20 protein-coding genes and 1 tRNA gene are annotated in these 23,163 nt (G+C 45.0%); 13 read left to right on the top strand and 8 right to left on the bottom strand.

Going from position 1 to position 23,163, the window contains the following annotated elements:
• The 8 genes from BMX44_RS14445 to BMX44_RS14410 all read right to left on the bottom strand — a co-directional run.
• Positions 1 to 88 (bottom strand): GTP-binding protein (locus tag BMX44_RS14445; RefSeq protein ID WP_090333656.1); only part of this gene is annotated, 88 nt, incomplete at its 3' end.
• A 24-nt stretch (positions 89 to 112) separates the two neighbouring features.
• Entirely contained in the window at positions 113 to 2,203 is a 2,091-nt protein-coding gene (gene fusA / locus BMX44_RS14440; RefSeq protein ID WP_090634346.1) for an elongation factor G, read from the bottom strand.
• 54 nt (positions 2,204 to 2,257) lie between these two features.
• A complete protein-coding gene (rpsG, locus tag BMX44_RS14435; RefSeq protein ID WP_090634344.1) occupies positions 2,258 to 2,728 on the bottom strand; it encodes a 30S ribosomal protein S7 in 471 nt (156 codons plus the stop codon).
• Between the two features lie 29 nt (positions 2,729 to 2,757).
• Complete coding sequence (rpsL, locus tag BMX44_RS14430) at positions 2,758 to 3,135, bottom strand: 30S ribosomal protein S12 (protein ID WP_090333649.1); 378 nt, start codon at positions 3,133 to 3,135, stop codon at positions 2,758 to 2,760.
• 311 nt (positions 3,136 to 3,446) lie between these two features.
• Complete coding sequence (locus BMX44_RS14425; protein WP_090634342.1) at positions 3,447 to 3,932, bottom strand: YajQ family cyclic di-GMP-binding protein; 486 nt, start codon at positions 3,930 to 3,932, stop codon at positions 3,447 to 3,449.
• Between the two features lie 46 nt (positions 3,933 to 3,978).
• Entirely contained in the window at positions 3,979 to 5,187 is a 1,209-nt protein-coding gene (locus tag BMX44_RS14420; protein WP_090634341.1) for an argininosuccinate synthase, read from the bottom strand.
• A 48-nt stretch (positions 5,188 to 5,235) separates the two neighbouring features.
• Entirely contained in the window at positions 5,236 to 6,159 is a 924-nt protein-coding gene (gene argF, locus BMX44_RS14415) for an ornithine carbamoyltransferase (RefSeq protein WP_090634339.1), read from the bottom strand.
• A 46-nt stretch (positions 6,160 to 6,205) separates the two neighbouring features.
• Entirely contained in the window at positions 6,206 to 7,381 is a 1,176-nt protein-coding gene (locus BMX44_RS14410; protein WP_090634337.1) for an aspartate aminotransferase family protein, read from the bottom strand.
• 312 nt (positions 7,382 to 7,693) lie between these two features.
• Here BMX44_RS14410 and gyrA point away from each other — a divergent pair, with 312 nt between their 5' ends.
• The 13 genes from gyrA (at position 7,694) to clpX (ending at position 22,863) form a co-directional block, all read left to right on the top strand.
• On the top strand, positions 7,694 to 10,240 hold the full coding sequence (gyrA, locus tag BMX44_RS14405) for a DNA gyrase subunit A (RefSeq protein WP_090634335.1): 2,547 nt from the start codon (positions 7,694 to 7,696) through the stop codon (positions 10,238 to 10,240).
• 59 nt (positions 10,241 to 10,299) lie between these two features.
• Positions 10,300 to 11,394 carry a 3-phosphoserine/phosphohydroxythreonine transaminase gene (serC, locus tag BMX44_RS14400; protein ID WP_090634334.1) on the top strand — a complete coding sequence of 365 codons (1,095 nt, stop codon included), beginning with the start codon at positions 10,300 to 10,302 and terminating at the stop codon, positions 11,392 to 11,394.
• Positions 11,387 to 12,595, top strand: coding sequence for a phosphoglycerate dehydrogenase (locus BMX44_RS14395; RefSeq protein WP_090634332.1), 1,209 nt, complete (start codon positions 11,387 to 11,389; stop codon positions 12,593 to 12,595). Before serC ends, BMX44_RS14395 begins: the two co-directional genes overlap by 8 nt.
• 8 nt (positions 12,596 to 12,603) lie before the next feature.
• Entirely contained in the window at positions 12,604 to 13,677 is a 1,074-nt protein-coding gene (gene pheA, locus BMX44_RS14390; RefSeq protein ID WP_090634331.1) for a prephenate dehydratase, read from the top strand.
• Between the two features lie 76 nt (positions 13,678 to 13,753).
• Entirely contained in the window at positions 13,754 to 14,872 is a 1,119-nt protein-coding gene (gene hisC, locus BMX44_RS14385) for a histidinol-phosphate transaminase (protein WP_090634329.1), read from the top strand.
• A gap of 200 nt (positions 14,873 to 15,072) precedes the next feature.
• Entirely contained in the window at positions 15,073 to 15,954 is an 882-nt protein-coding gene (locus BMX44_RS14380) for a prephenate dehydrogenase (protein WP_090634327.1), read from the top strand.
• Between the two features lie 333 nt (positions 15,955 to 16,287).
• Positions 16,288 to 16,578 carry a co-chaperone GroES gene (gene groES, locus BMX44_RS14375; protein WP_090634326.1) on the top strand — a complete coding sequence of 97 codons (291 nt, stop codon included), beginning with the start codon at positions 16,288 to 16,290 and terminating at the stop codon, positions 16,576 to 16,578.
• Positions 16,579 to 16,645: 67 nt separating this feature from the next.
• On the top strand, positions 16,646 to 18,298 hold the full coding sequence (gene groL, locus BMX44_RS14370) for a chaperonin GroEL (protein ID WP_090634324.1): 1,653 nt from the start codon (positions 16,646 to 16,648) through the stop codon (positions 18,296 to 18,298).
• 198 nt (positions 18,299 to 18,496) lie between these two features.
• Entirely contained in the window at positions 18,497 to 19,243 is a 747-nt protein-coding gene (locus tag BMX44_RS14365) for a YciK family oxidoreductase (RefSeq protein ID WP_090634323.1), read from the top strand.
• 92 nt (positions 19,244 to 19,335) lie between these two features.
• Positions 19,336 to 19,420: transfer RNA gene (locus BMX44_RS14360), tRNA-Leu, on the top strand.
• Between the two features lie 147 nt (positions 19,421 to 19,567).
• Complete coding sequence (tig, locus tag BMX44_RS14355; RefSeq protein ID WP_090634321.1) at positions 19,568 to 20,872, top strand: trigger factor; 1,305 nt, start codon at positions 19,568 to 19,570, stop codon at positions 20,870 to 20,872.
• A gap of 1 nt (position 20,873) precedes the next feature.
• The gene (gene clpP, locus BMX44_RS14350) at positions 20,874 to 21,515 is read left to right on the top strand and encodes an ATP-dependent Clp endopeptidase proteolytic subunit ClpP (RefSeq protein ID WP_090634319.1); all 642 of its coding nucleotides are present in this window, start codon (positions 20,874 to 20,876) and stop codon (positions 21,513 to 21,515) included.
• Between the two features lie 70 nt (positions 21,516 to 21,585).
• On the top strand, positions 21,586 to 22,863 hold the full coding sequence (gene clpX, locus BMX44_RS14345; protein ID WP_090634318.1) for an ATP-dependent Clp protease ATP-binding subunit ClpX: 1,278 nt from the start codon (positions 21,586 to 21,588) through the stop codon (positions 22,861 to 22,863).
• The last annotated feature ends 300 nt before the right edge of the window (positions 22,864 to 23,163 follow it).

Below are 23,163 nucleotides of genomic sequence, written 5' to 3'. Positions count from 1 at the left end.
CCGTCAGCGTCGTCTTACCATGATCCACATGTCCTATCGTGCCCACATTTACGTGTGGTTTCGAACGCTCAAACTTGCTCTTTGCCATGACCTGTCCTTTATGCTTTTAACCTTATTTCTTGTTAATGACCGCTTCGGCTACATTTTTAGGTGCCTCAGCATAATGCTTAAATTCCATTGAATACGTAGCCCGGCCTTGAGTTGCCGATCTCAATGCAGTTGAATAACCAAACATTTCCGCCAATGGCACTTCTGCGCGAATCACTTTCATGCCAGGCACATCATCCATACCCTGAATCATTCCACGTCTCGAAGACAAATCACCTACAACATTACCCATAAACTCTTCCGGCGATTCCACTTCGACCGCCATCATTGGCTCAAGCAGCACTGGATTTGCCTTTCTCATCCCATCTTTAAATGCCATTGATGCCGCCATTTTGAAAGCATTCTCATTTGAATCCACGTCGTGATACGAACCATCAAACAGCGTTACTTTTACATCAACGACCGGAAAACCCGCTAATATACCATTTGGCAGAGTGTCAATCAAACCTTTTTCAACTGCTGGTATATATTCGCGTGGAACTACGCCACCTTTAATTTCATCTACAAACTCAAATCCTTTACCGGCTTCATTCGGTTCCATTTTTAGCCAAACGTGACCATATTGCCCGCGTCCACCTGATTGCTTAACGAATTTACCTTCAATTTCAACAAGTTTTTTGATTGCTTCCCTGTATGCCACCTGAGGAGCGCCCACATTAGCCTCGACGCCAAATTCACGCTTCATCCGATCTACAATGATTTCCAGATGCAGTTCACCCATTCCAGAAATGATTGTTTGCCCAGATTCTTCATCGGTTCGCACCCTAAAAGACGGATCCTCCTGAGCAAGTCTGTTCAATGCAATACCCATTTTTTCCTGATCCAGCTTTGTCTTTGGCTCAACCGCTACATGTATGACCGGATCCGGAAAATCCATTTTTTCTAATGTGATAATCGAATCGGGCGTACATAAAGTATCACCTGTTGTCACATCTTTCAGACCTACTGCAGCGGCGATATCCCCTGCCCTAACTTCCTTAATTTCCTCACGCTGATTTGCATGCATTTGAAGAATACGACCTATTCTTTCTTTTCGTGCCTTGATCGGGTTATATACCGAGTCACCAGAATTAACTACACCCGAATAAACCCTGAAGAAAATTAATTGCCCAACGTACGGGTCTGTAGCAACTTTGAAGGCCAGAGCGGCGAATGGAGCATTATCATCAGATGTTCTTTTCTCAGCATCCCCATTTTCTTTCGTACCCTGTATGGCTAGCACATCTGTTGGTGACGGCATATAATCCAATACCGCATCCAGCATTGCTTGTACACCCTTATTTTTAAAAGCCGTGCCGCACAACATGGGAACAATTTCATTATTAATGGTTCTCAGACGAATTCCTTTCTTGACATCTGAAATATCCAGATCACCATTTTCAAGGTACTTATTCATCAGATCTTCATCAGCTTCTGCCGCTGTCTCGAGCATCTTTTCACGCCATTCCTGAGCTTCGTTCTTCAGATTTTCCGGAATATCGCGCTCTTCAAACTTAAGGCCCTTGGTTTCTTCATCCCAATAAATGGCTTTCATTTTAACCAGGTCCACAATACCCTCGAACTTATCTTCAGCGCCTATCGGTAGTTGTATTGGCACAGGCGTCGCTTTCAACCGCGTTTGTATCTGCTCATGAACGCGCATAAAATCTGCACCTGATCTGTCCATCTTATTCACAAACGCCAAGCGCGGAACATGATATTTATTTGCTTGCCGCCAAACCGTTTCAGTTTGCGGCTGAACTCCACCTACAGCACAAAATACTGTACACGCTCCATCAAGAACGCGCAGTGAACGCTCAACCTCAATGGTAAAATCGACGTGCCCCGGGGTATCGATGATATTGATACGATGCTCGGGGTAGCTGCCATCCATACCTTTCCAAAAACAAGTTGTAGCTGCCGAAGTTATAGTAATTCCTCTTTCCTGCTCCTGCTCCATCCAATCCATGGTGGCAGCGCCATCATGCACTTCACCAATTTTATGCGATACGCCAGTATAGAAGAGCACTCGCTCAGTAGTGGTTGTTTTACCAGCGTCGATATGCGCCATAATTCCGATATTTCTATATCGCTCTATTGGTGTCTTTCTTGCCACAGTCAATTGCCCTACTAAAAAAATTATTGTATTAAGAGTACTAGTTTACAAAAATCAAAATCTGAAATGAGAAAATGCTTTGTTGGATTCCGCCATTCTGTGCACTTCTTCCTTTTTCTTGACAGCCCCACCTCTGCCTTCAGCTGCTTCTGCCAATTCACCCGCCAATCGCATATCCATCGATTTTTCACTTCTCTTTCTTGCCGCATCCCGCAACCATCGCATCGCCAAAGCATTCCGACGTATTGAGCGCACTTCCACAGGCACCTGATAATTCGCACCCCCAACGCGGCGACTTTTTACCTCAACTAACGGGCGCACATTTGTTAGAGCCTGAGTAAACACTTCCATTGGATCTCCGCCAGTTTTCTTTTCAATATGTTCTAACGCTCCGTATATTATTCTTTCAGCCACGGATTTTTTTCCGCGCGTCATTAACACATTGACGAATTTAGCAAGTTCGATATTATGAAATTTAGGATCCGGCAATATTTCACGCTTTGGCACTTCTCTACGTCTTGGCATTATTCTTTATCCTTTGGGGTAATAAATCATTAAGCAGTTTTAGGCTTTTTCGAGCCATATTTAGATCGCGCCTGTTTACGATCCTTCACACCCGCAGTATCTAAACTACCCCTCACTGTGTGATAGCGTACGCCAGGCAAATCTTTTACCCTGCCGCCCCGAATCAGCACTACTGAATGCTCCTGGAGATTATGTCCTTCACCGCCAATATAACTTGATACTTCGTAACCATTTGTCAGTCTGACCCTGGCCACTTTACGCAGCGCCGAGTTCGGTTTCTTTGGTGTCGTAGTGTAAACCCTTGTACAAACACCTCTTTTCTGCGGGCAACTTTCTAGTGCAGGCACATTACTTTTTACGCGCTTTGCTTCGCGCGGCTTGCGTACTAATTGACTAATAGTCGGCATATTACTATGTCCTAAAAAACTGGGACGGCAAAAGCCGTCCAAACTTATTTACTTAGATTTTTTGCTACCACTTTCAGCGAATAGGTCTTACCGCACCAGCTCTTTGATTTCGGCTCTAAGTGCTTGTGCGATAGAAAAGACTGCGGATTTTATGGGGTTTTCCAGTTTGTGTCAAGGTTTAGTTCAATCGTCCAGGAAGAATAAATTTATTGATTCACAACTATAAAGGAGGGTATCCGCCATGATTATCTTTCAGCACAAACACTCTGGTTTGTCCTCGATAACAATTTGTATTGATTCTTAATCCAGAATCAATCTCTGAAATTCTGATATTGTAAGGGAAAATCAGTGACCGTACGCTTCACTAACTGTATTGCTTCTTGCAATATATCCTTTTTTGCTCCCGAAACACGAACACTATCGCCCTGTATACTTGCCTGTACTTTCAATTTATTTTCTTTAAGGATCTTGACAATTTTTTTAGCTAAATCTGAGTCCAATCCTGTTTTGACACAAACTTCCTGTTTTACTTTGTTACCACTAATTTTCTCTAGCTGTTTTTTTTCCAGGCAACGAACATCTATTTTACGTTTAGTAAGTTTTGAGCGCAGTATATCCAGAACCTGCTCAAGCTTAAACTCATCATCAGCATATACGGTAAGCAACAATTCAGACTGCTCGACTCGTGCGTCTGTTCCTTTGAAGTCAAATCTTGAGCTTACTTCTTTATTCGTCTGATCAACAGCATTTCTTACTTCATGGCCATCAACTTCTGAAACGATGTCAAATGTTGGCATCCACGCCACCTCACAAAAATGATGTATCAATTATGGACAATCATATTTATTTTATTTTAGCTGCTATACGCAAGCGAAGCGCATTGAGCCTGATAAATCCCGCGGCATCGGCCTGATTGTAAGCACCTGCATCATCCTCGAAAGTTGCCACATTCTCATCGAACAGTGAATGTGTTCTTGAATCCCTCCCAACGATAATGACATTTCCTTTATATAATTTCAGCCTTGCCCATCCATTGACATTTTGCTGAGTTCCATCAATCAGTGCCTGTAATGTTTTACGCTCCGGGCTCCACCAGTAACCATTATAAATTAATGCAGCGTATCGCGGCATCAATTCATCTTTCAGATGCGCGACTTCTCTATCCAGAGTGATAGACTCCACAGCCCTGTGGGCGCGTAATAAAACCGCACCCCCCGGCGTTTCATAACAGCCACGCGATTTCATACCTACATATCTATTTTCCACCAGATCCAGTCTTCCAATACCATGTTTTCCGCCGAGCTGATTCAGTGTCGTTAATATTTGCGCTGGTGTCATTGAGTTTCCATTGAGCGCTACCGCATCCCCGCGCTCAAACTCAATTTCCACGTACTCTGCTGTATCAGGCGCATTTTCAGGAGAAACACTCCAGCGCCACATGGATTCTTCAGGCTCGACAGCTGGATTCTCCAGACCACGACCCTCATAGGATATATGGAGTAAATTAGCATCCATACTGTATGGCGACCCTTCCTTTCTTTTCATTTCGACAGGGATACGATGCGACTCTGCATATTTCAGAAGTTTTTCCCGTGAAGTCAAATCCCATTCGCGCCATGGTGCAATGATTTGGATATCAGGTTGCAGCGCGTAATATCCCAATTCAAATCGCACCTGATCATTCCCCTTTCCTGTAGCGCCATGAGACACAGCATCCGCACCTGTCTCCTGTGCAATCTCTATCTGCCTCTTGGCAATTAGCGGACGCGCTATGCTGGTTCCCAACAAATACTCGCCTTCATATATGGCATTGGCTCTGAACATAGGAAAGACAAAATCACGTACAAACTCTTCCCGCAGGTCTTCAATATAGATTTCGTTGACACCCAGTTGTTGCGCCTTTGCACGTGCAGGCTCAACCTCTTCACCCTGACCAATATCTGCAGTAAATGTTACCACCTCACACTGATAGGTATCCTGCAACCATTTGAGAATAACCGATGTATCCAGTCCGCCTGAAAAGGCAAGTACTACTTTATTTATTTTTTTCATGTTGTAATTATCCGTGAATTACCAGGCTGCACTTTCAATGCATCACAATCAACTGTGCCGTATCTTCCCAAGCAGCAAGTACTCCATCAACGCCTTTTGTGTGTGCAGGCGATTTTCAGCCTCATCCCACACAACAGATTGAGGACCATCAATAACCTCTGCAGCTACTTCCTCGCCTCGATGGGCAGGCAGGCAATGCATAAAAACAGCTTCTTTGTCTGCCAGGGACATCATTTCCGCATCCACGCAAAAATCTGAAAAATCTGCTTTTCTTTGTTCAGCCTCGGCTTCAAAACCCATACTAATCCAGACATCTGTCGTTACCAGATCCACATTCCTGACCGCATCGTGCGGGTTAGAAAACAATTCAAAATTTTTTGTACCGACTAAGCCTATCCGTTCTGCATTGACTTCATAACCAGGCGGCGCGGAAACATGAACTTTAAAATCGAATATCTCCGCAGCTTGCAACCACGAATTACACATATTGTTTACATCACCAATCCAGGCCACTTTCTTACCCGCGATATTTTCCCTGTGTTCTATATAGGTAAAAATATCTCCCATTATCTGGCAGGGATGATATTCATCGGTTAGGCCATTAATAACAGGAACACGGGAATGCTGCGTAAAACGTTCTAAAATATCGTGTTCGTGCGTGCGAATCATTATCAGATCTACCATACGTGATATCACACGCGCAGCATCCTCTACCGGCTCTCCACGCCCCAGTTGTGTATCACGAGTCGAAAGGTAAATTGCCGTGCCGCCAAGCTGATTCATACCAGCTTCAAACGACAATCGCGTTCTGGTTGAATTTTTGTCAAAAATCATCGCCAACGTTCGGTCTACCAGTGGCCAATATTGATGATATTCTTTAAACGCATGCTTCATCCACCGGGTACGTTCGAACAAATGTTCATATTCTTCCCGGCTTAAATCAGTGACCTGCAGAAAATGCTTCAATTGCATAAAATAACAACAGTCGTGGCTGAGAGATAGCACATAAGCCCACCATCTAACCAGCTACAACAAACTCCTTTATTAATTGACAGACCGTATCCACGACCAAAACGGCCTCTTCCTGCTTCATCACGAGCGCTGGAAGTAAACGAACCACCTTCTCAGAGGTCACATTGATTAGCAGTTTCTGTTCCAACGCCCTTCTCACCAGTTCAGTGCAAGGCATCGCAAGCTCAATACCAATCATCAATCCCTGGCTTCTTATCTCAACAACTTTATCCAGTCCAGCTAGCTGCGATTCCAGACGATCATGAATAAACTTTCCCAAGGCGCTGGCATGATTAATAAGTTCATCTTCCTCAAGCACTGCAAGAGTCTCAATGGCAGCCGTACACGCTAATGGGTTGCCACCAAATGTTGATGCGTGATTGCCCGGTTTAAATGTATTTGCAGCTATGCCCCGGGCCAGACAGCTACCAATCGGAACACCCGACCCCAAACCCTTGGCGAGCGTCATTACATCGGGAACAATTTCGCTATGTTGAAACGCAAACCATTTTCCGCTACGCCCGATTCCCGATTGAACTTCATCAAGCATCAACAACCAGCCGTACTCGTCACATATCGTGCGCAATTCATGCAAATAATGCGCCTGTGGAATATTTACCCCACCCTCTCCCTGGAACGGCTCAACCAGGACCGCAACTACATTCTTGTTGTTAACAGCAACCTGCCGCACAGCTTCCAGATTATTGTATGGTACGCGCACGAAACCAGACAACAGCGGTTCAAATCCCGCTTGCACCTTACGGTTACCAGTCGCTGTCAATGTCGCCATAGTACGACCGTGAAATGCGCGTTCCATAACAACGATGGTTGGCAAAGACACGCCCTTGTTATGGCCGTAAAGCCGCGCAAGCTTGATGGCGGCTTCATTCGCTTCAGCTCCAGAATTGCAAAAAAAAGCCTTTTCCATACCTGACAATGAAATCAGTCTGGCAGCAAGCTGTTCCTGCTTTTCGATAAAATAAATATTGGATGTATGTATCAACGTGCGAGCCTGCCTACACAGCGCTTCCGCCAACCGTGGATGGCAATGCCCCAATCCGCATACAGCCACCCCTGATAGCGCATCAAGATATTTCTCGCCCGCGTCACTCCACAGCCAGACACCTTCACCTTTGACGAAAGTGACAGGAAGCTGTGCATAAGTATTCATCACATATGACATGTCTTTATTCTGCTCGCTTATTGTACATTTTAAAAGTTACCCAGAGAAAATTTAAGACTTTAATTCAGTGTGATACATTCACTTATCCCGCCACACCCAAATTTAAAAAAAGCTATAATCTTCGCCTATATCATTTGTATTTTCAAGCTTTTTTTCTGTTACCGGCATACCATGCATCGTTTTTTTCGACTACGGCACGTTAAAGTTCCAGAGGAAGAATTCCAACATGGTAAAATAAAAGAATTTTGACTTGCCGGAAATCCAAGCCAGCACTTTTACTTTAACCAGCTGTTTCTTAATTAATCATAAAAAATGAATCAATTCGCCAAAGAAACTCTGCCAGTAAGCCTCGAAGAGGAAATGCGCCGATCATATCTCGATTATGCTATGAGCGTTATAGTTGGGCGCGCACTGCCCGATGTCCGAGATGGTCTTAAACCAGTCCATCGGCGCATACTTTTTGCAATGCATGAATTATCAAACGACTGGAACCGACCATATAAAAAATCAGCCCGTATCGTTGGTGATGTTATTGGTAAATACCATCCACACGGCGACACTGCAGTTTACGATACCATTGTACGCATGGCACAGAACTTTTCTTTGCGCTATATGCTGATAGACGGCCAGGGAAACTTTGGTTCCATTGATGGTGATAATGCAGCTGCAATGCGTTATACGGAAATCCGTATGTCACGTATTGCTCATGAATTGCTTGTCGATCTTGATAAGGAAACGGTTGATTTCGGACCCAATTATGATGAATCAGAGCAAGAACCTCTTATTCTTCCAACCAAAATACCCAATCTCCTGATCAACGGATCCTCTGGCATCGCGGTGGGCATGGCGACCAATATACCACCACATAATCTGATTGAAGTGATTGAAGCAAGTCTGAAGCTTCTGAAAAACCCTGAAACCAGTGTCGAGGAGCTGATCGAATGCATCCCTGCGCCCGATTTTCCAACTGCCGGTATCATATATGGCATCAACGGTGTGCATGACGGATATCGCACAGGACGCGGCCGGGTTGTGATGCGTGCACGTACTCATTTTGAAGACCTGGACAAAGGCAGTCGCCAAGCCATCATAGTTGATGAATTGCCCTATCAGGTAAATAAGGCCAACTTACTCATGCGAATCGGTGAATTGGTTCGTGATAAAAAAATAGAAGGTATTTCTGATTTGCGCGATGAATCAGATAAATCCGGCATGCGCATTGTCATTGAACTAAAACGTGGCGAACTTCCCGAAGTTATCCTCAATAAGCTGTATAAAGATACGCAAATGCAGGATACTTTCGGCATGAACATGGTTGCCTTGCTGGATGGTCAGCCACGACAATTGAATTTAAAGCAAATTCTCGCTGCTTTCCTTCGCCATCGGCGCGAAATAGTAACACGAAGAACCGTATTTGAACTCAAAAAGGCGCGTGAACGCGGGCACATACTCGAAGGGCTGGCCGTTTCGCTATCTAATGTTGATGAAATTATTGCGCTCATCAAATCATCTGCAACACCTTCAGATGCCAAGAAAGCACTCATGTCAAGAACATGGCGTTCTTCACTGGTCGAAGAAATGCTCGCAAGAGCCGTGGCCGACATACAAACGTTGCGCCCGGAAGGGCTGGCGCCTGATTTTGGGCTGCAATCGCAGGGCTACAGGCTATCCGACGTACAGGCACAGGCTATTCTGGACTTACGCCTACAGCGACTGACCGGCCTCGAACAAGACAAAATTGTTGACGAATATAAAGACGTAATGGACAAAATTGTCGATTTTTTGGACATTCTGGCCACTCCTGGAAGAATTACTGACATTATCAGCGACGAGCTTGAAACCATACGGCAGCAGTTTGGCGATAAACGCCGTAGTGAAATTGTTATCGACACGCAGGATCTGAGTATCGAAGATCTCATTGCTCCTGCAGATGTAGTCGTTACACTTTCCCACACCGGTTATATCAAATCACAAATACTTGACGAATACCGGGCACAAAAACGCGGCGGACGCGGCAAACAGGCCGCTAGCACCAAAGAAGATGATTTTATTGACAATCTGTTTATTGCCAATACGCATGACTATATTTTGTGTTTTTCCAGTCGCGGGCGCGTTTACTGGATAAAAGTATACTCAGTACCACTGGGCGGACGAACATCTCGCGGAAAACCAATCATAAATCTGGTTCAGCTGGAAGATGACGAAAAAATCAATGCCATTCTACCTGTCAAAACATTTGACGAGAATTGGTTTGTTTTCATGGCGACGGCAACAGGAACCGTCAAGAAAACACCCTTATCGGAATTTTCGAGACCTCGCAGCAATGGTATTATCGCCATCGGATTAAACGAAGACGATTATCTAATCGGTGTTGCATTGACAAACGGTCACTCCGACGTGATGCTGTTTTCCGATCATGGCAAGGCCATGCGCTTTAATGAAAATGACGTACGCCCAATGGGTCGTAGTGCTCGCGGCGTACGCGGTATGAAGCTGGGCCCGGAACAAAAAGTCATTTCATTGCTTGTTGCAGAAGACGAAACTCAAGCCGTTCTGACTGTAACCGAAAATGGCTACGGAAAACGTACACCGATCGGCGAATACACGCGCCATAGCCGTGGAACACAAGGCATGATTGCTATTAAAACTAGCAAACGCAATGGCAAGGTCGTCACCGCAAAACTTGTCAAACCCGATGATGAAATCATGCTGATCACATCCGGGGGCGTCATGATACGAACACGCGTCAACGAAGTACGGGAAATGAGCCGTGCTACCCAGGGTGTCACACTGATAAATCTCGACGAAGGAGAAAAACTGGCAGGGTTGGAAAAAGTTATTGAAAGCACAGAGGAATAATCAGACAAAGCGTTTTCGTTAATTCAAACAAATCTAATAGTTTTCCAGGCACGACAAAAATGAATCAAATCTATAACTTTAGCGCAGGCCCAGCAGTATTACCCAGGGAAGTTTTGCAACAGGCACGCGATGAAATGCTGGACTGGCATGGAAGCGGCATGTCGGTTATGGAAATGAGTCACCGCGGCCGAGAATTTACCTCGATCATAGAGGACCTGGAGCAAGATTTACGCGAACTGATAAACATTCCGTCTAACTACAAACTATTATTTCTTCAGGGCGGCGCATCCAGCCAGTTTGCAATGGTGCCCATGAATTTGCTTCGCAGCAAAACCAAAGCTGATTACATTCATACCGGGCAATGGTCTGATAAAGCCATAAAAGAAGCAAAGCGTTACTGTCAGGTCAACATTGCCGCTTCTTCCGAGGACGCCCGTTTTACGTATGTTCCCACACAAGACCAGTGGCGTCTTGATAACAATGCGGCATACATACACCTGACATCCAATGAAACCATTGGTGGTGTAGAGTATCACTGGTCACCGGAATTTCCTGCCGATAAAAATAATATACCGGTAGTAGCCGATATGTCTTCAAATATTCTATCGCGGCCGCTGGATGTAACCCGGTATGGACTGATCTACGCAGGCGCACAGAAAAATCTTGGGCCAGCGGGTCTGGTAATAGTCATTATCCGTGAAGACCTAGCTGGCTTCGTTCAGCCGGGAACACCAACACTGTTTGATTACCAGGTGCACATCAACAATAACTCCATGTATAACACGCCCCCTACCTACGCAATTTACATTACGGGCCTGGTTACGAAATGGTTAAAGCGGCAAGGCGGTCTCTCGGCTATTGAGCAAACCAACATTCGCAAAGCAGCGCTGCTTTATGAATTAATAGATGCCTGTGAATTTTACCAGTGCCCTGTCACCAAGCATGATCGATCCCGAATGAACATTCCATTTACGCTGAAAGATCCCGCACTGGACAACATGTTTCTGGAACAAGCCGAAGCAAAAGGCCTGATCCAGCTAAAAGGTCATCGCTCTGTAGGCGGTATGCGTGCATCGCTATATAACGCCATGCCTATCGATGGCGTTGTACAACTGGTTGAGTTCATGAAAGAGTTTGCTAAAAAAAATGCCTGAGTATCAACAAACAGTCTTCAAGGTTCTGACTTTGAATCATATTGCTTCCGCAGGACTGGAATGTTTCCCCAGAGACAATTACCAGGTCGGCGAGAATAGCGCACAACCAGACGCCATTCTGGTCCGTTCGCACAACATGCTGAACATGGATATTCCCCGAACAGTACTGGCCGTTGGGCGCGCTGGTGCAGGTACCAACAACATTCCGGTCAAGGCCATGAGCGAACGCGGTATTCCAGTATTCAATACCCCGGGCGCCAATGCCAATGCCGTTAAAGAACTGGTGCTTGCAGGTTTATTTCTGGCCGCACGTAATCTGTTGCCCGCATTGCGTTATGTCGAAACGCTGCAAGGTGATGACGATACTCTGCATACACTCGCAGAACGTGAAAAAAAGCGCTTTTCGGGTATAGAGTTACCAGGACGCACACTTGGCATAGTTGGCTTGGGTGAAATAGGCAGGTTAGTCGCCGATGCGGCGCTTAAACTCGGTATGAAGGTCATCGGATATGATCCCAACATTACAGTTGAATCCGCCTGGAGCTTATCGTCGGAAGTCAAAAAAGCACAGAGCATTGAAGCCTTGTTGCGTGCCAGTGATTTTATCACCGTACACGTGCCCTTACTCGATACCACCCGCCACCTTATCAATGAAAAAAGCATCAGTAATATGAAGCAAGGCGCAATCCTGCTGAATTTTTCGCGTAATGCTATCGTCGATGAAGAGGCGGTATTGGACGGGATTTCGTCGGGAAGAATAAAGTCATATGTATGCGACTTTCCTAGTCGTAAATTACAGCGTCATGAATCCGTCGTCACCTTGCCGCATCTAGGCGCTTCCACACTGGAAGCGGAACAAAACTGTGCGGTAATGGTTGTGAATCAGCTCGTCGATTTTCTGCAAAATGGCAACATCACCAATACCGTTAATTTCCCCAATACCAGTATGGAACGGGAATCGTCCTATCGGATTGCCGTAGCCAATTCAAATGTTCCCAATATCGTAGGACAGATTTCTACGGATCTGGCAAAAGCCGGATTGAACATTCATAACATGGTAAACAAATCTCGGGGTGAAATGGCTTATACGCTGGTCGATGTTGACAGTCCGGTTCCACTGCAGTTAATTAACAAAATCTCTTCGATTTCAGGTGTTTTATCTGCACGCTATGTGCCTTTCCCGACTCGACAGGTTAATTGATCAATCCTATGACTCTTGAACAATTAAAACAGTTACGCAACGAGATTGATAAAATTGACAACGAAATACTGCAACTCGTCAATAAGCGCGCTGCACTCGCTCAGCAAATCGGCTTGATTAAAAAAAGCAACATTATTTACCGGCCGGAACGTGAAGCACAGATACTGGCACGGGTACAACAGGATAATCCCGGGCCGCTGGATAATGCGCGCATAGCCCAGCTTTTCACAGAAATCATGTCGATTTGCCGGGCACTGGAAAAGCCAATGACAGTGGCCTGTCTGGGACCACAAGGTACATTCTCGGAAGAGGCAGCGACCAGGCGCTTTGGAGGCGCCTTTACCACACTTCCATGTGATTCTATTGATGCAGTATTTCGCAATGTTGAATCCGGCAATGCAGGCTATGGTGTGGTGCCAGTGGAGAATTCTACCGAAGGCGCGGTAGGCCGTACACTGGATCTACTGCTGCAAACTTCGCTGACAGTCTGTGGAGAAATTCAGCTACCTGTCCATCAATCTCTGATGGCTTTACAAACTGATCTGACAAAAATTGAAAAAATATATTCTCACCCGCAATCTTTTGCACAGTGTCATCACTGGCTGCAGACAAAGCTGCCCGGAATTTCCAACACTGCCTATATCAATACCAGTAGTAATGCTGACGCTGCCCGTCTGGCCGCACAAGACTCGCATGCTGCGGCCATCGCTGGTAAAAGAGCAGCGGATTTTTACGGACTGAAAATCTGCGCAGAAAATATCGAAGATGACTCTAAAAACACCACGCGCTTTCTAGTGCTCGGAACCCAACAGGTAGCGCCTTCCGGTAAAGATAAAACGTCTCTGGTCATGTCTACGGGTAATTATGCTGGTGCCATTCATAAATTATTGACACCGTTTTCTGTTCATAATGTCAGTATGACTCGTCTCGAATCCCGTCCTTCACGTACTCATCTATGGCAGTATGTTTTTTTTGTCGATATCGAAGGTCATCAAAAAGACGCCAATGTTGCAGAAGCGCTCAAGGAACTCAATGAAAAAGCCGCATTCCTGAAAATTCTTGGATCGTATCCGGCATCCTAGGATGCGCCCGACAGCCTGGAATTGACCAACCATACACATTTACCAGCTTTATAATTATCAACAAAAACTGAACATTATGAATCTATGTGATTTTGCACCGGAATATATACGCGCTATACATCCCTACCAGCCTGGCAAGCCCATATCAGAACTGGCTAGAGAAATGGGACTAGATGAACGCAGCATTGTAAAACTGGCTTCCAATGAAAACCCCCTGGGAACCAGCCCATTAGCGCTTGAAGCCATGATTCATGCATTACATGATGGCGCCCGTTATCCGGACGGAAGCGGTTTTGAGCTCAAACAAGCATTATCCAAGCTGTATGCAGTTGATACCGAGCAAATCGTTCTCGGCAACGGCTCTAATGACGTACTCGATCTCGCAGCACGCGTGTTCCTGAAACCTGGTGCAGCTGCCGTATATTCTCAACATGCATTTGCGGTCTATCCCCTTGTGACACAAACAATTGGTGCAAACGGTATTTCCGTGTCAGCAAGGGAATACGGCCATGATTTGCCGGCCATGCTTGACGCGATCACGCAGGAAACACGTATGGTGTTCATCGCCAGCCCTAACAACCCAACCGGTACATTATCACCCCCCGATGATTTGTTGCGTTTCATGGAACGCGTGTCAAAAGATGTGCTAGTCGTTCTTGACGAGGCCTACAATGAATATCTGCCCCCGGCTAACCAGTCTGACAGTATCAACTGGCTCAAGCGATTCCCCAATCTGGTTATCACACGCACTTTCTCCAAGGTCTATGGACTCGCCGGTGTACGCGTAGGTTTCGGTCTCGCACATCCGCAAGTTGCCAATCTCATGAACCGTGTACGCCAGCCATTTAACGTCAACAGTATCGGACTGGTCGGTGCTCTTGCAGCACTGCAGGATAGAGAATTCATCCAGCGCTCGTATGCTCTCAATCGCGCAGGCATGCTGCAACTCACCGATGGGTTCCGCAAACTCGGCATCGAATATATTCCATCGTATGGCAATTTCATTACATTCAGAGTCGAAGGTGACGCCGCAAACACAAGCCTTGTTTTTCAAAACCTGTTGCGTCAGGGTGTTATAGTTCGACCGCTCGGCATTTACGAAATGCCGCATCATCTGAGAGTTACCATCGGGCTCGAATCGGAAAATCAAAGATTCCTCAGTGCATTAGCAAACGCACTGGGAGAACTTGCGTGATTATTGTTATCAACGAAGAGAAGACTGACAAGCAAATTTGAATTTCACTACCAGTACGCTATCAATATGATATTGATAGCGTACTAAATTCAATCGACCATGAAGTCGATATCGCACGAATCAAATCACTTTGAATTTACTGAAAGGCACTGCCCAGATCTAATTGTAGATCGAACACTTAAATCATTATCAAAATATTCATGACACGTATCACGCTGAACAAACTAGTTATTATCGGTGTCGGTCTGATTGGCGGTTCGTTTGGTCTTGCAATACGCAAGGCGGGCATCGCCAGCAAGATAGTCGGTATCGGACGCAGTCAGGAAAATATGCAGCGCGCGCTGGCTCTTGGCGTGATTGATGAAATTGCAACGGATTTGCCATCGGCGCTTGAAGGAACTGATTTTATTCTGCTAGCCATGCCTGTCGGCCAAACCGAACACATCATGGCACAGATTGCACCATGTCTGGAGCACAGTACTGTCATCTCGGACGCTGGCAGCACCAAACAGGATGTCGTCACAGCAGCCCGCAATCATTTAGGCGTTCATCTGAAAAACTTCGTTCCCGGGCACCCGATTGCAGGTGCCGAATACAGCGGCGTTCTGGCAGCGCAGAATGACCTGTATATTAACAAACATGTCATTCTCACCCCTATTGAAGAAACACAGAAAATGGCAATTGAATTGACCTCAGCACTATGGCTGGCTTGTGGAGCGAAGGTCTCGCTTATGCGTATCGAAGAGCATGATGAGATACTTGCCGCCACCAGTCATTTGCCGCATATGCTAGCATTCACTCTAATGAATTACCTGCACAAAAATTCAAATAATTCAGAAAACTTACTGCGCTTTGTCGGCAGTGGGTTTCGTGATTTTACTCGTATCGCCAGCAGTTCACCAGAAATGTGGCGCGATATCTGCTTAGCTAACCGGGAAGCGCTAGTAAAACAGATATCAGCGTATCAGGAAGAATTAAGCTGTCTACAGTCTATGTTGACAAACAGTGACGGAAAAGCACTAAAAGAATCATTCTCTCAGGCACGAAAAATGCGTGAAGACTGGTTGAACCGAAAAACCTGAAATCGCGTTTCTTACTACTGTCAGAACGCCTGTTACTCTAAACAAAAGCCACGAAACATAAGAAACCTGAATATCTCTGAACTGATTCCACACTTCGATCCGGATTCTGGTTTCTGAACATCCCGATTGCACTCTCCTTTTTCACAACAAAAAAATTTCTTAATGATGGCCTTGAAATTCTTCGAGACAGGCCTTATTATTGCTAGCACTCATTGATAGCGAGTGCTAATAATTTTCCAGATTATAAAATCCTGGGCTTATCAGAACAGAATATCAATTGATTGACTCAATATTTCAAATAGTTGCGTAAATTTTTTAATAGGAGACAAAAGCATGAAAATTCGTCCATTACATGACCGCGTAATCGTTAAACGGCTGGAGGAAGAGCGCAAAACAGCATCGGGGATTGTGATTCCAGACAGCGCCACTGAAAAGCCCGATCAGGGTGAAATTCTAGCGGTCGGTAAAGGTAAGGCAAGTGACGATGGCAATGTACGCGCATTAGAAGTTAAAGTGGGCGATAAAGTATTGTTCGGCAAATATTCCGGTCAGGCTGTCAAAGTTGAGGGCGAAGAGCTGTTGGTGATGCGCGAAGAAGACATCATGGGTGTCATTGAAAGCTGATGTTATCCGGCTAAATTAAGATGTGTCTTGCAAAACTATAAGTTAAAGAATTAGGAGAAAGAAAATTATGTCAGCAAAAGAAGTAAAATTTGGAGATGTAGCACGCCATAAACTGATTGATGGAGTCAATGTACTGGCTGATGCAGTTAAAGTAACGCTGGGACCAAAGGGTCGTAATGTTGTGCTAGACCGCGCTTACGGCGCACCAACAATTACCAAGGATGGTGTTTCAGTCGCTAAAGAAATCGAACTGAAAGACAAGTTTGAAAATATGGGCGCTCAAATGCTCAAGGAAGTGTCCAGCAAGACATCCGATGTAGCTGGTGACGGAACAACAACCGCAACTGTATTGGCACAATCTATTGTTAAAGAAGGCATGCGCTATGTCGCCGCAGGAATGAACCCGATGGATTTGAAGCGCGGTATTGACAAGGCTGTCAGTGCTACAGTGGAGGAATTGAAAAAAATGTCAAAACCATGTGCGACAGCAAAAGAAATCGCTCAGGTTGGCAGCATCTCTGCAAATTCAGATGCTGAAATTGGCAAAATTATTGCTGACGCGATGGACAAAGTAGGTAAAGAAGGTGTGATTTCAGTTGAGGACGGCTCAGGGCTCGAGAATGAACTGGAAGTGGTTGAAGGCATGCAATTTGACCGTGGCTACCTGTCTCCTTATTTTGTCAGCAGTGCTGAAAAACAAATCGCATTACTGGAAGATCCTTATATTCTGTTGCACGATAAAAAGGTATCCAATATACGGGACTTACTGCCTGTACTGGAGCAAGTTGCCAAGGCCAGCAAACCATTACTGATTATTGCAGAAGATATTGAAGGCGAAGCGCTGGCTACACTGGTGGTAAATAATATTCGCGGCATCTTGAAAACATGCGCAGTTAAAGCACCAGGATTCGGTGATCGCCGAAAAGCCATGTTGGAGGATATCGCCATTCTGACCGGCGGTACTGTTATTTCAGAAGAAGTTGGTTTGTCGCTTGAAAAAGTCACACTGGATAATCTAGGCCAGGCAAAACGCGTCGAAGTTGGCAAAGAAAATACGACAATCATTGATGGCGCGGGCGATGCAGCCAATATCGAAGGCCGTGTCAAACAGATTCGCGCACTCATTGAAGAAGCAAGCAGCGATTATGATAAAGAGAAACTTCAAGAACGGGTAGCCAAACTTGCCGGCGGTGTTGCATTGATTAAAGTCGGCGCTGCGACCGAAGTAGAAATGAAAGAGAAAAAGGCACGTGTTGAAGATGCTTTGCATGCAACACGCGCAGCTGTCGAAGAAGGCGTCATCGCCGGCGGCGGTGTCGCACTGCTGAGAACAATACCGGTTATCAATAAACTGAAAGGAGAGAACCATGATCAGGATGCCGGAATCAAGATCGTTATACGCGCACTCGAAGAGCCACTGCGTCAGATTGTGCTGAACTCAGGCGATGAACCTTCTGTTGTTGTCAACAAAGTAGTTGAGGGCAACGGTAACTTCGGCTATAACGCAGCTACAGGAGAGTACGGAGACATGGTTGAAAGCGGCGTCCTGGATCCTACCAAAGTAACGCGCTCCGCTCTACAAAATGCTGCATCTGTTGCCAGTTTGATTCTGACAACTGACGCCATGGTTGCCGAATTACCGAAAGAGGAACCTGCGGGTGGCCCGGCCGGCATGGGCGGCATGGGCGGCATGGGCGGCATGGGCGGCATGGATATGTAATACCCCCACAGCGTTATGGTTCATTGCCGTAGCGAGCCTGCCAATATCAAGCAACAACCCTGTTGGCATCGGGTTGTTGCTTTTTTTTAAGTGCGTGTAAACCAGATGATCTGATTTAGCAGGAATGCCTGGGAATACAAAACAAGAACATCACTTATTCTTTTATCGAGCTACCAGATACATGATACAGTTTGCCACATGAGCCAGTATAGAAATTATTCACCACCCGAAAACCTGTTGCAAAATCGCGTCATTCTTGTGACAGGCGCTGGACAGGGTTTAGGACGCACCGCGGCAATTGCTTTTGCAAAACATGGTGCAATCGTCATACTGCATGGCAAATCAACCAAGAAACTGGAACGCGTATATGACGAGATTGAATCACTCGATATTACGCAACCTGTCATTTACCCACTGGATCTGGAAAAAGCAGCAGAAAAAGATTACAACCTGTTAGCGCAGGCGATTACTGAACAATTGGGACGACTCGACGGCATCTTGCATAATGCAGCTTTTCTTCATGGCCCGAGTCCCATGGAATCTCAAACACTCGAACAATGGCAGACCCTGTTACAAGTCAATCTGATAGCGCCATTTGCATTGACCAAGGCCTGCTTGCCACTGTTGAAAACCGCGCCTGATGCCAGCATCATTATGACGGGAAGCACACATGGTCATGACCCCAAAGCATACTGGGGAGGATTTTCGGTTGCCAAGGCAGGAATTGAAGCATTCGTAAAAATACAGGCAGATGAATGGAGTATGTTGCCTAATGTACGTATCAACGCATTAATTCCCGGAGCGGTTAATACACCACAACGCGTAAAAACGCATCCCGGAGAAGTAAAAAAAACGTTACCTCAACCGGAAGACCTGATGCCTGTATACTTGTTTCTTATGGGCCCTGAAAGCAGAGCAATAACAGGCGAAATCATTCTATGCTAAATGCAGCATTTAATACTAAATTCCAGTTAAACGGGTATAATCATAAGGTTGTATAAGACACACGCTAAAAGGAAATTCAAAACAAGAACTGAGCGAAAGTGGCGGAATTGGTAGACGCACCAGATTTAGGTTCTGGCGCCGCAAGGTGTGGGGGTTCGAGTCCCCCCTTTCGCACCATAAGTTTATTTGTCTTTGCTGTTATTCGATATTCGGCTTACTGCATGCTAATTACAAAGCTAAGCTCTTTTTTTTGTAGTCACAATATATTATTGTACACTTGAACATTTATTTTTTACCTTGTTATTCAATCAGTCAGGAATTTTAATGCAATCAAATGTAGAAAATCTCGGAGCCCTTGAACGTCGCATCGATATATCCATTCCACAAGACCAGATACAGGAAGAAGTGAACAAGCGCCTGAAACAACTGGCAAAGAAAGTCAAGATGCATGGTTTTCGACCTGGTAAAGTTCCATTAAAACTGGTATCGCAGCGGTATGGCGCAGAAGTACAACAGGAAGTGCTCGGGGATGCATTAAGTAAAAAATTCAGCGAAGCTGTCAAGGAACATAATCTTCAGGTTGTCGGCTACCCACGCTATGAAACCAAGCAAAATAGCGACAATTCCGCACTTTATGCTTTCAGTGCCCAATTTGAAGTATACCCGGACATAGTTGTAGGCGATTTAAGCCAGTTGTCAATCGAGAAACCGGTAACTCAGGTTGCTGCTGAGGATATTGATAAAACCATTGAAATGATCCGGAAACAACATGTTCAATATCAAACTGCCGAACGCGCAGCCATAGAGGGTGATCGTGTTAAAGTCGACTTTCACGGAAAAATGAATGGAGAAGATTTTCCGGGAGGCGAAGGTAAAGATGTTTATCTGATAGCTGGCGATGGAAAATTCATCAAAGATTTTGAAGCCGCACTATTAGGAATGAAGGCAGGCGATGACAAGACGTTTGATGTAGTATTTCCTGAAGATTATCACGGTAAAGAAATCGCTGGAAAAACTGTTGTTTTCAATGTCAAACTGAAATCTGTAGAGCTGCCCGTGTTGCCGGAGGTTGATCAAGAATTCGCAAAACAACTGGGTATTCAGGATGGTGACCTTGAAAAAATGCGCGAGGACATAAGCCACGATCTGGAACATGAAATCGCGAAGCGCATCAATTCAAAGCTCAAAGATCAGGCAATGCAGTGCCTAATGGAGGCCATACCGATTGACGCACCAAAAGCGCTTGTTGATCAGGAAGCCACACGGTTGATGGAAAATGCACGTAAAGACTTTAGCGCTCGAGGTATGCAGGCTGATGACATCCAGCTTACATCCGATATGTTCAAAAATAAAGCGGAGCATCGAATAAAGCTCGGGCTAATTTTGGCCGAGCTGCTTAAAATATATCAGCTAAAAGCAACACCCGAACAAATACGAAAAGTAATTGAAGAAAATGCCCGTAGCTACGAAAACCCTGAAGAAATTGTGAAATGGCATTATGCATCCAAAGACCGCCTTCAGGAAGCAGAATCAATAGCTTTAGAAGCCAATGTAGTGCAATGGGTCCTGCAACAGGTAAAAGTGGTTGAAAAACAAGTTACATTTGACGAACTGATGGGGATTGCCTGATATGACGGAAAACTTTGAATGGCAGCAAGCCATGCAACCAAGAAACCTTGGACTGATTCCGATGGTCATAGAAACAAGTGGACGTGGAGAGCGCGCATACGACATTTATTCGCGACTGTTAAAAGAACGAGTCATCTTTATGGTCGGACCTGTAAATGAAACGACCGCCAATCTTGTTGTTGCGCAATTGCTTTTCCTTGAATCGGAAAATGCTGAAAAGGATATTCATTTATATATAAACTCTCCTGGTGGCGTGGTCTCTGCAGGACTTGCCATTTACGATACAATGCAATACATTAAACCGGATATCAGTACATTATGTATCGGACAAGCAGCCAGCATGGGAGCATTGCTATTAACAGCAGGCGCAAAAGGCAAACGGTACTGCCTGCCGAATTCACGAGTGATGATTCATCAGCCGCTTGGTGGTTTTCAGGGTCAGGCGTCTGACATTGAAATTCATGCAAGAGAAATACTTTATTTGAAATCGCGGCTAAACGAAATTATGGCAAAGCATACCGGTCAGCCGATAACAGAAATAGAAAAGGACACTGATCGTGATAACTTTCTAAGTGCTGAAGAGTCAGTAAGTTATGGATTGGTAGACGCTGTGCTAACACATCGCGATGAAACTGCCGATTAAACATTTTTAATAATAGTGTATTGTAATTTTAACATTGCCATTGGCTAAATGACGTCAGGATAAAGATTATATGGCAGAAAAAACTAATAGCGAGAAACTGCTTTACTGTTCATTTTGCGGTAAAAGCCAGCATGAGGTAAGAAAACTGATTGCAGGTCCTTCGGTTTTTATTTGTGATGAATGTATAGAGTTGTGTAACGATATCATTCGCGAGGAAATGCAGGGTGATGAGGCTACCAAGCTGGTCAAATCCAACTTGCCCGTGCCTCATGAAATCAAACAAACGCTGGATCAATATGTTATTGGACAGGAATCTGCCAAGAAGATTCTATCGGTTGCTGTTTACAATCATTATAAGCGATTGAGAAATATTTCAAAACCGAACGATAATGATGAAATAGAGTTGTCCAAGAGTAATATCCTGCTGATTGGTCCGACAGGTTCGGGAAAGACTTTGTTGGCGCAAACGCTGGCTCGGTTGCTTGATGTACCTTTCATCATGGCGGACGCAACCGCATTGACAGAAGCAGGTTACGTTGGTGAAGACGTCGAGAATATTATTCAGAAACTATTACAAAAATGTAATTACGATGCTGAAAAAGCGCAACGTGGTATTGTTTACATTGACGAAATCGATAAAATCTCGCGCAAATCCGATAACCCATCAATCACTCGCGATGTTTCCGGTGAAGGGGTTCAACAGGCGCTGTTAAAGCTAATCGAGGGTACTACTGCGATGGTTCCGCCACAAGGTGGTCGCAAACATCCGAACCAGGAATTTGTCCAGGTCGACACAACGAACATATTATTCATCTGTGGCGGTGCATTTGACGGTTTGGACAAAGTCATCCGTGCACGCTCAGAAAAAGGTGGAATTGGATTTGGGGCCGATGTAAGAAGCCAGAAGCGTAAGGACATCAATAAAGTTCTGCAGGGTGTAGAACCCGAAGATCTGGTCAAATTTGGTTTGATTCCGGAATTTGTCGGCCGCCTGCCTGTTGTCGCTACGCTGGATGAACTCAACGAAGATGCTTTGGTGCAGATTTTGACCGAACCAAAAAATGCACTGGTTAAACAGTACTGGAAAATGTTTAACATGGAAGGCGGCGTCGATTTGGAATTCCGAGAAGCCGCACTCAAAGCTATTGCTCAGAAAGCACTTTCGCGCAAAACAGGCGCGCGCGGCTTGCGTTCAATCATGGAAGATATTTTACTTGATATCATGTACGATCTGCCTTCTCTCGAGAACGTAACAAAAGTTGTTATTGATTTCAATACAGCGAATGAAGATATCAAACCAATATTAATTTATTCAGAACAACAAAAAGTCGCAAAAACTTCAAGTTAATCTCAACTATTTTTCTGATCAAACAGAAATATTGCATTGCTTAATTGTAATGATCTAAATTAAAAATATTTCTGTTTGCATCTCACTCGGCATTTCACTCTCTTCTTAGCCTTCAGTCCATCATTTATTGGCAAAACATACTGAAGCATTTCATGGTTTCGACATGACAAGTGGCACCTTTAACATAATCGAACAGACATAAAATTACCCTGCTGTTTTTATCATTTCGTAGTTGGAACTATGTTACTGTTATACACAATATAGGCTTGAGATTTTGATAAGCGGACATATACTCATTGT

The organism is Nitrosomonas marina, from assembly GCF_900110145.1.
GTDB lineage: Bacteria > Pseudomonadota > Gammaproteobacteria > Burkholderiales > Nitrosomonadaceae > Nitrosomonas > Nitrosomonas marina.
The sequence above is the reverse complement of the archived record's forward strand: the minus strand, read 5'-3'. Positions and strand labels throughout refer to the sequence as shown.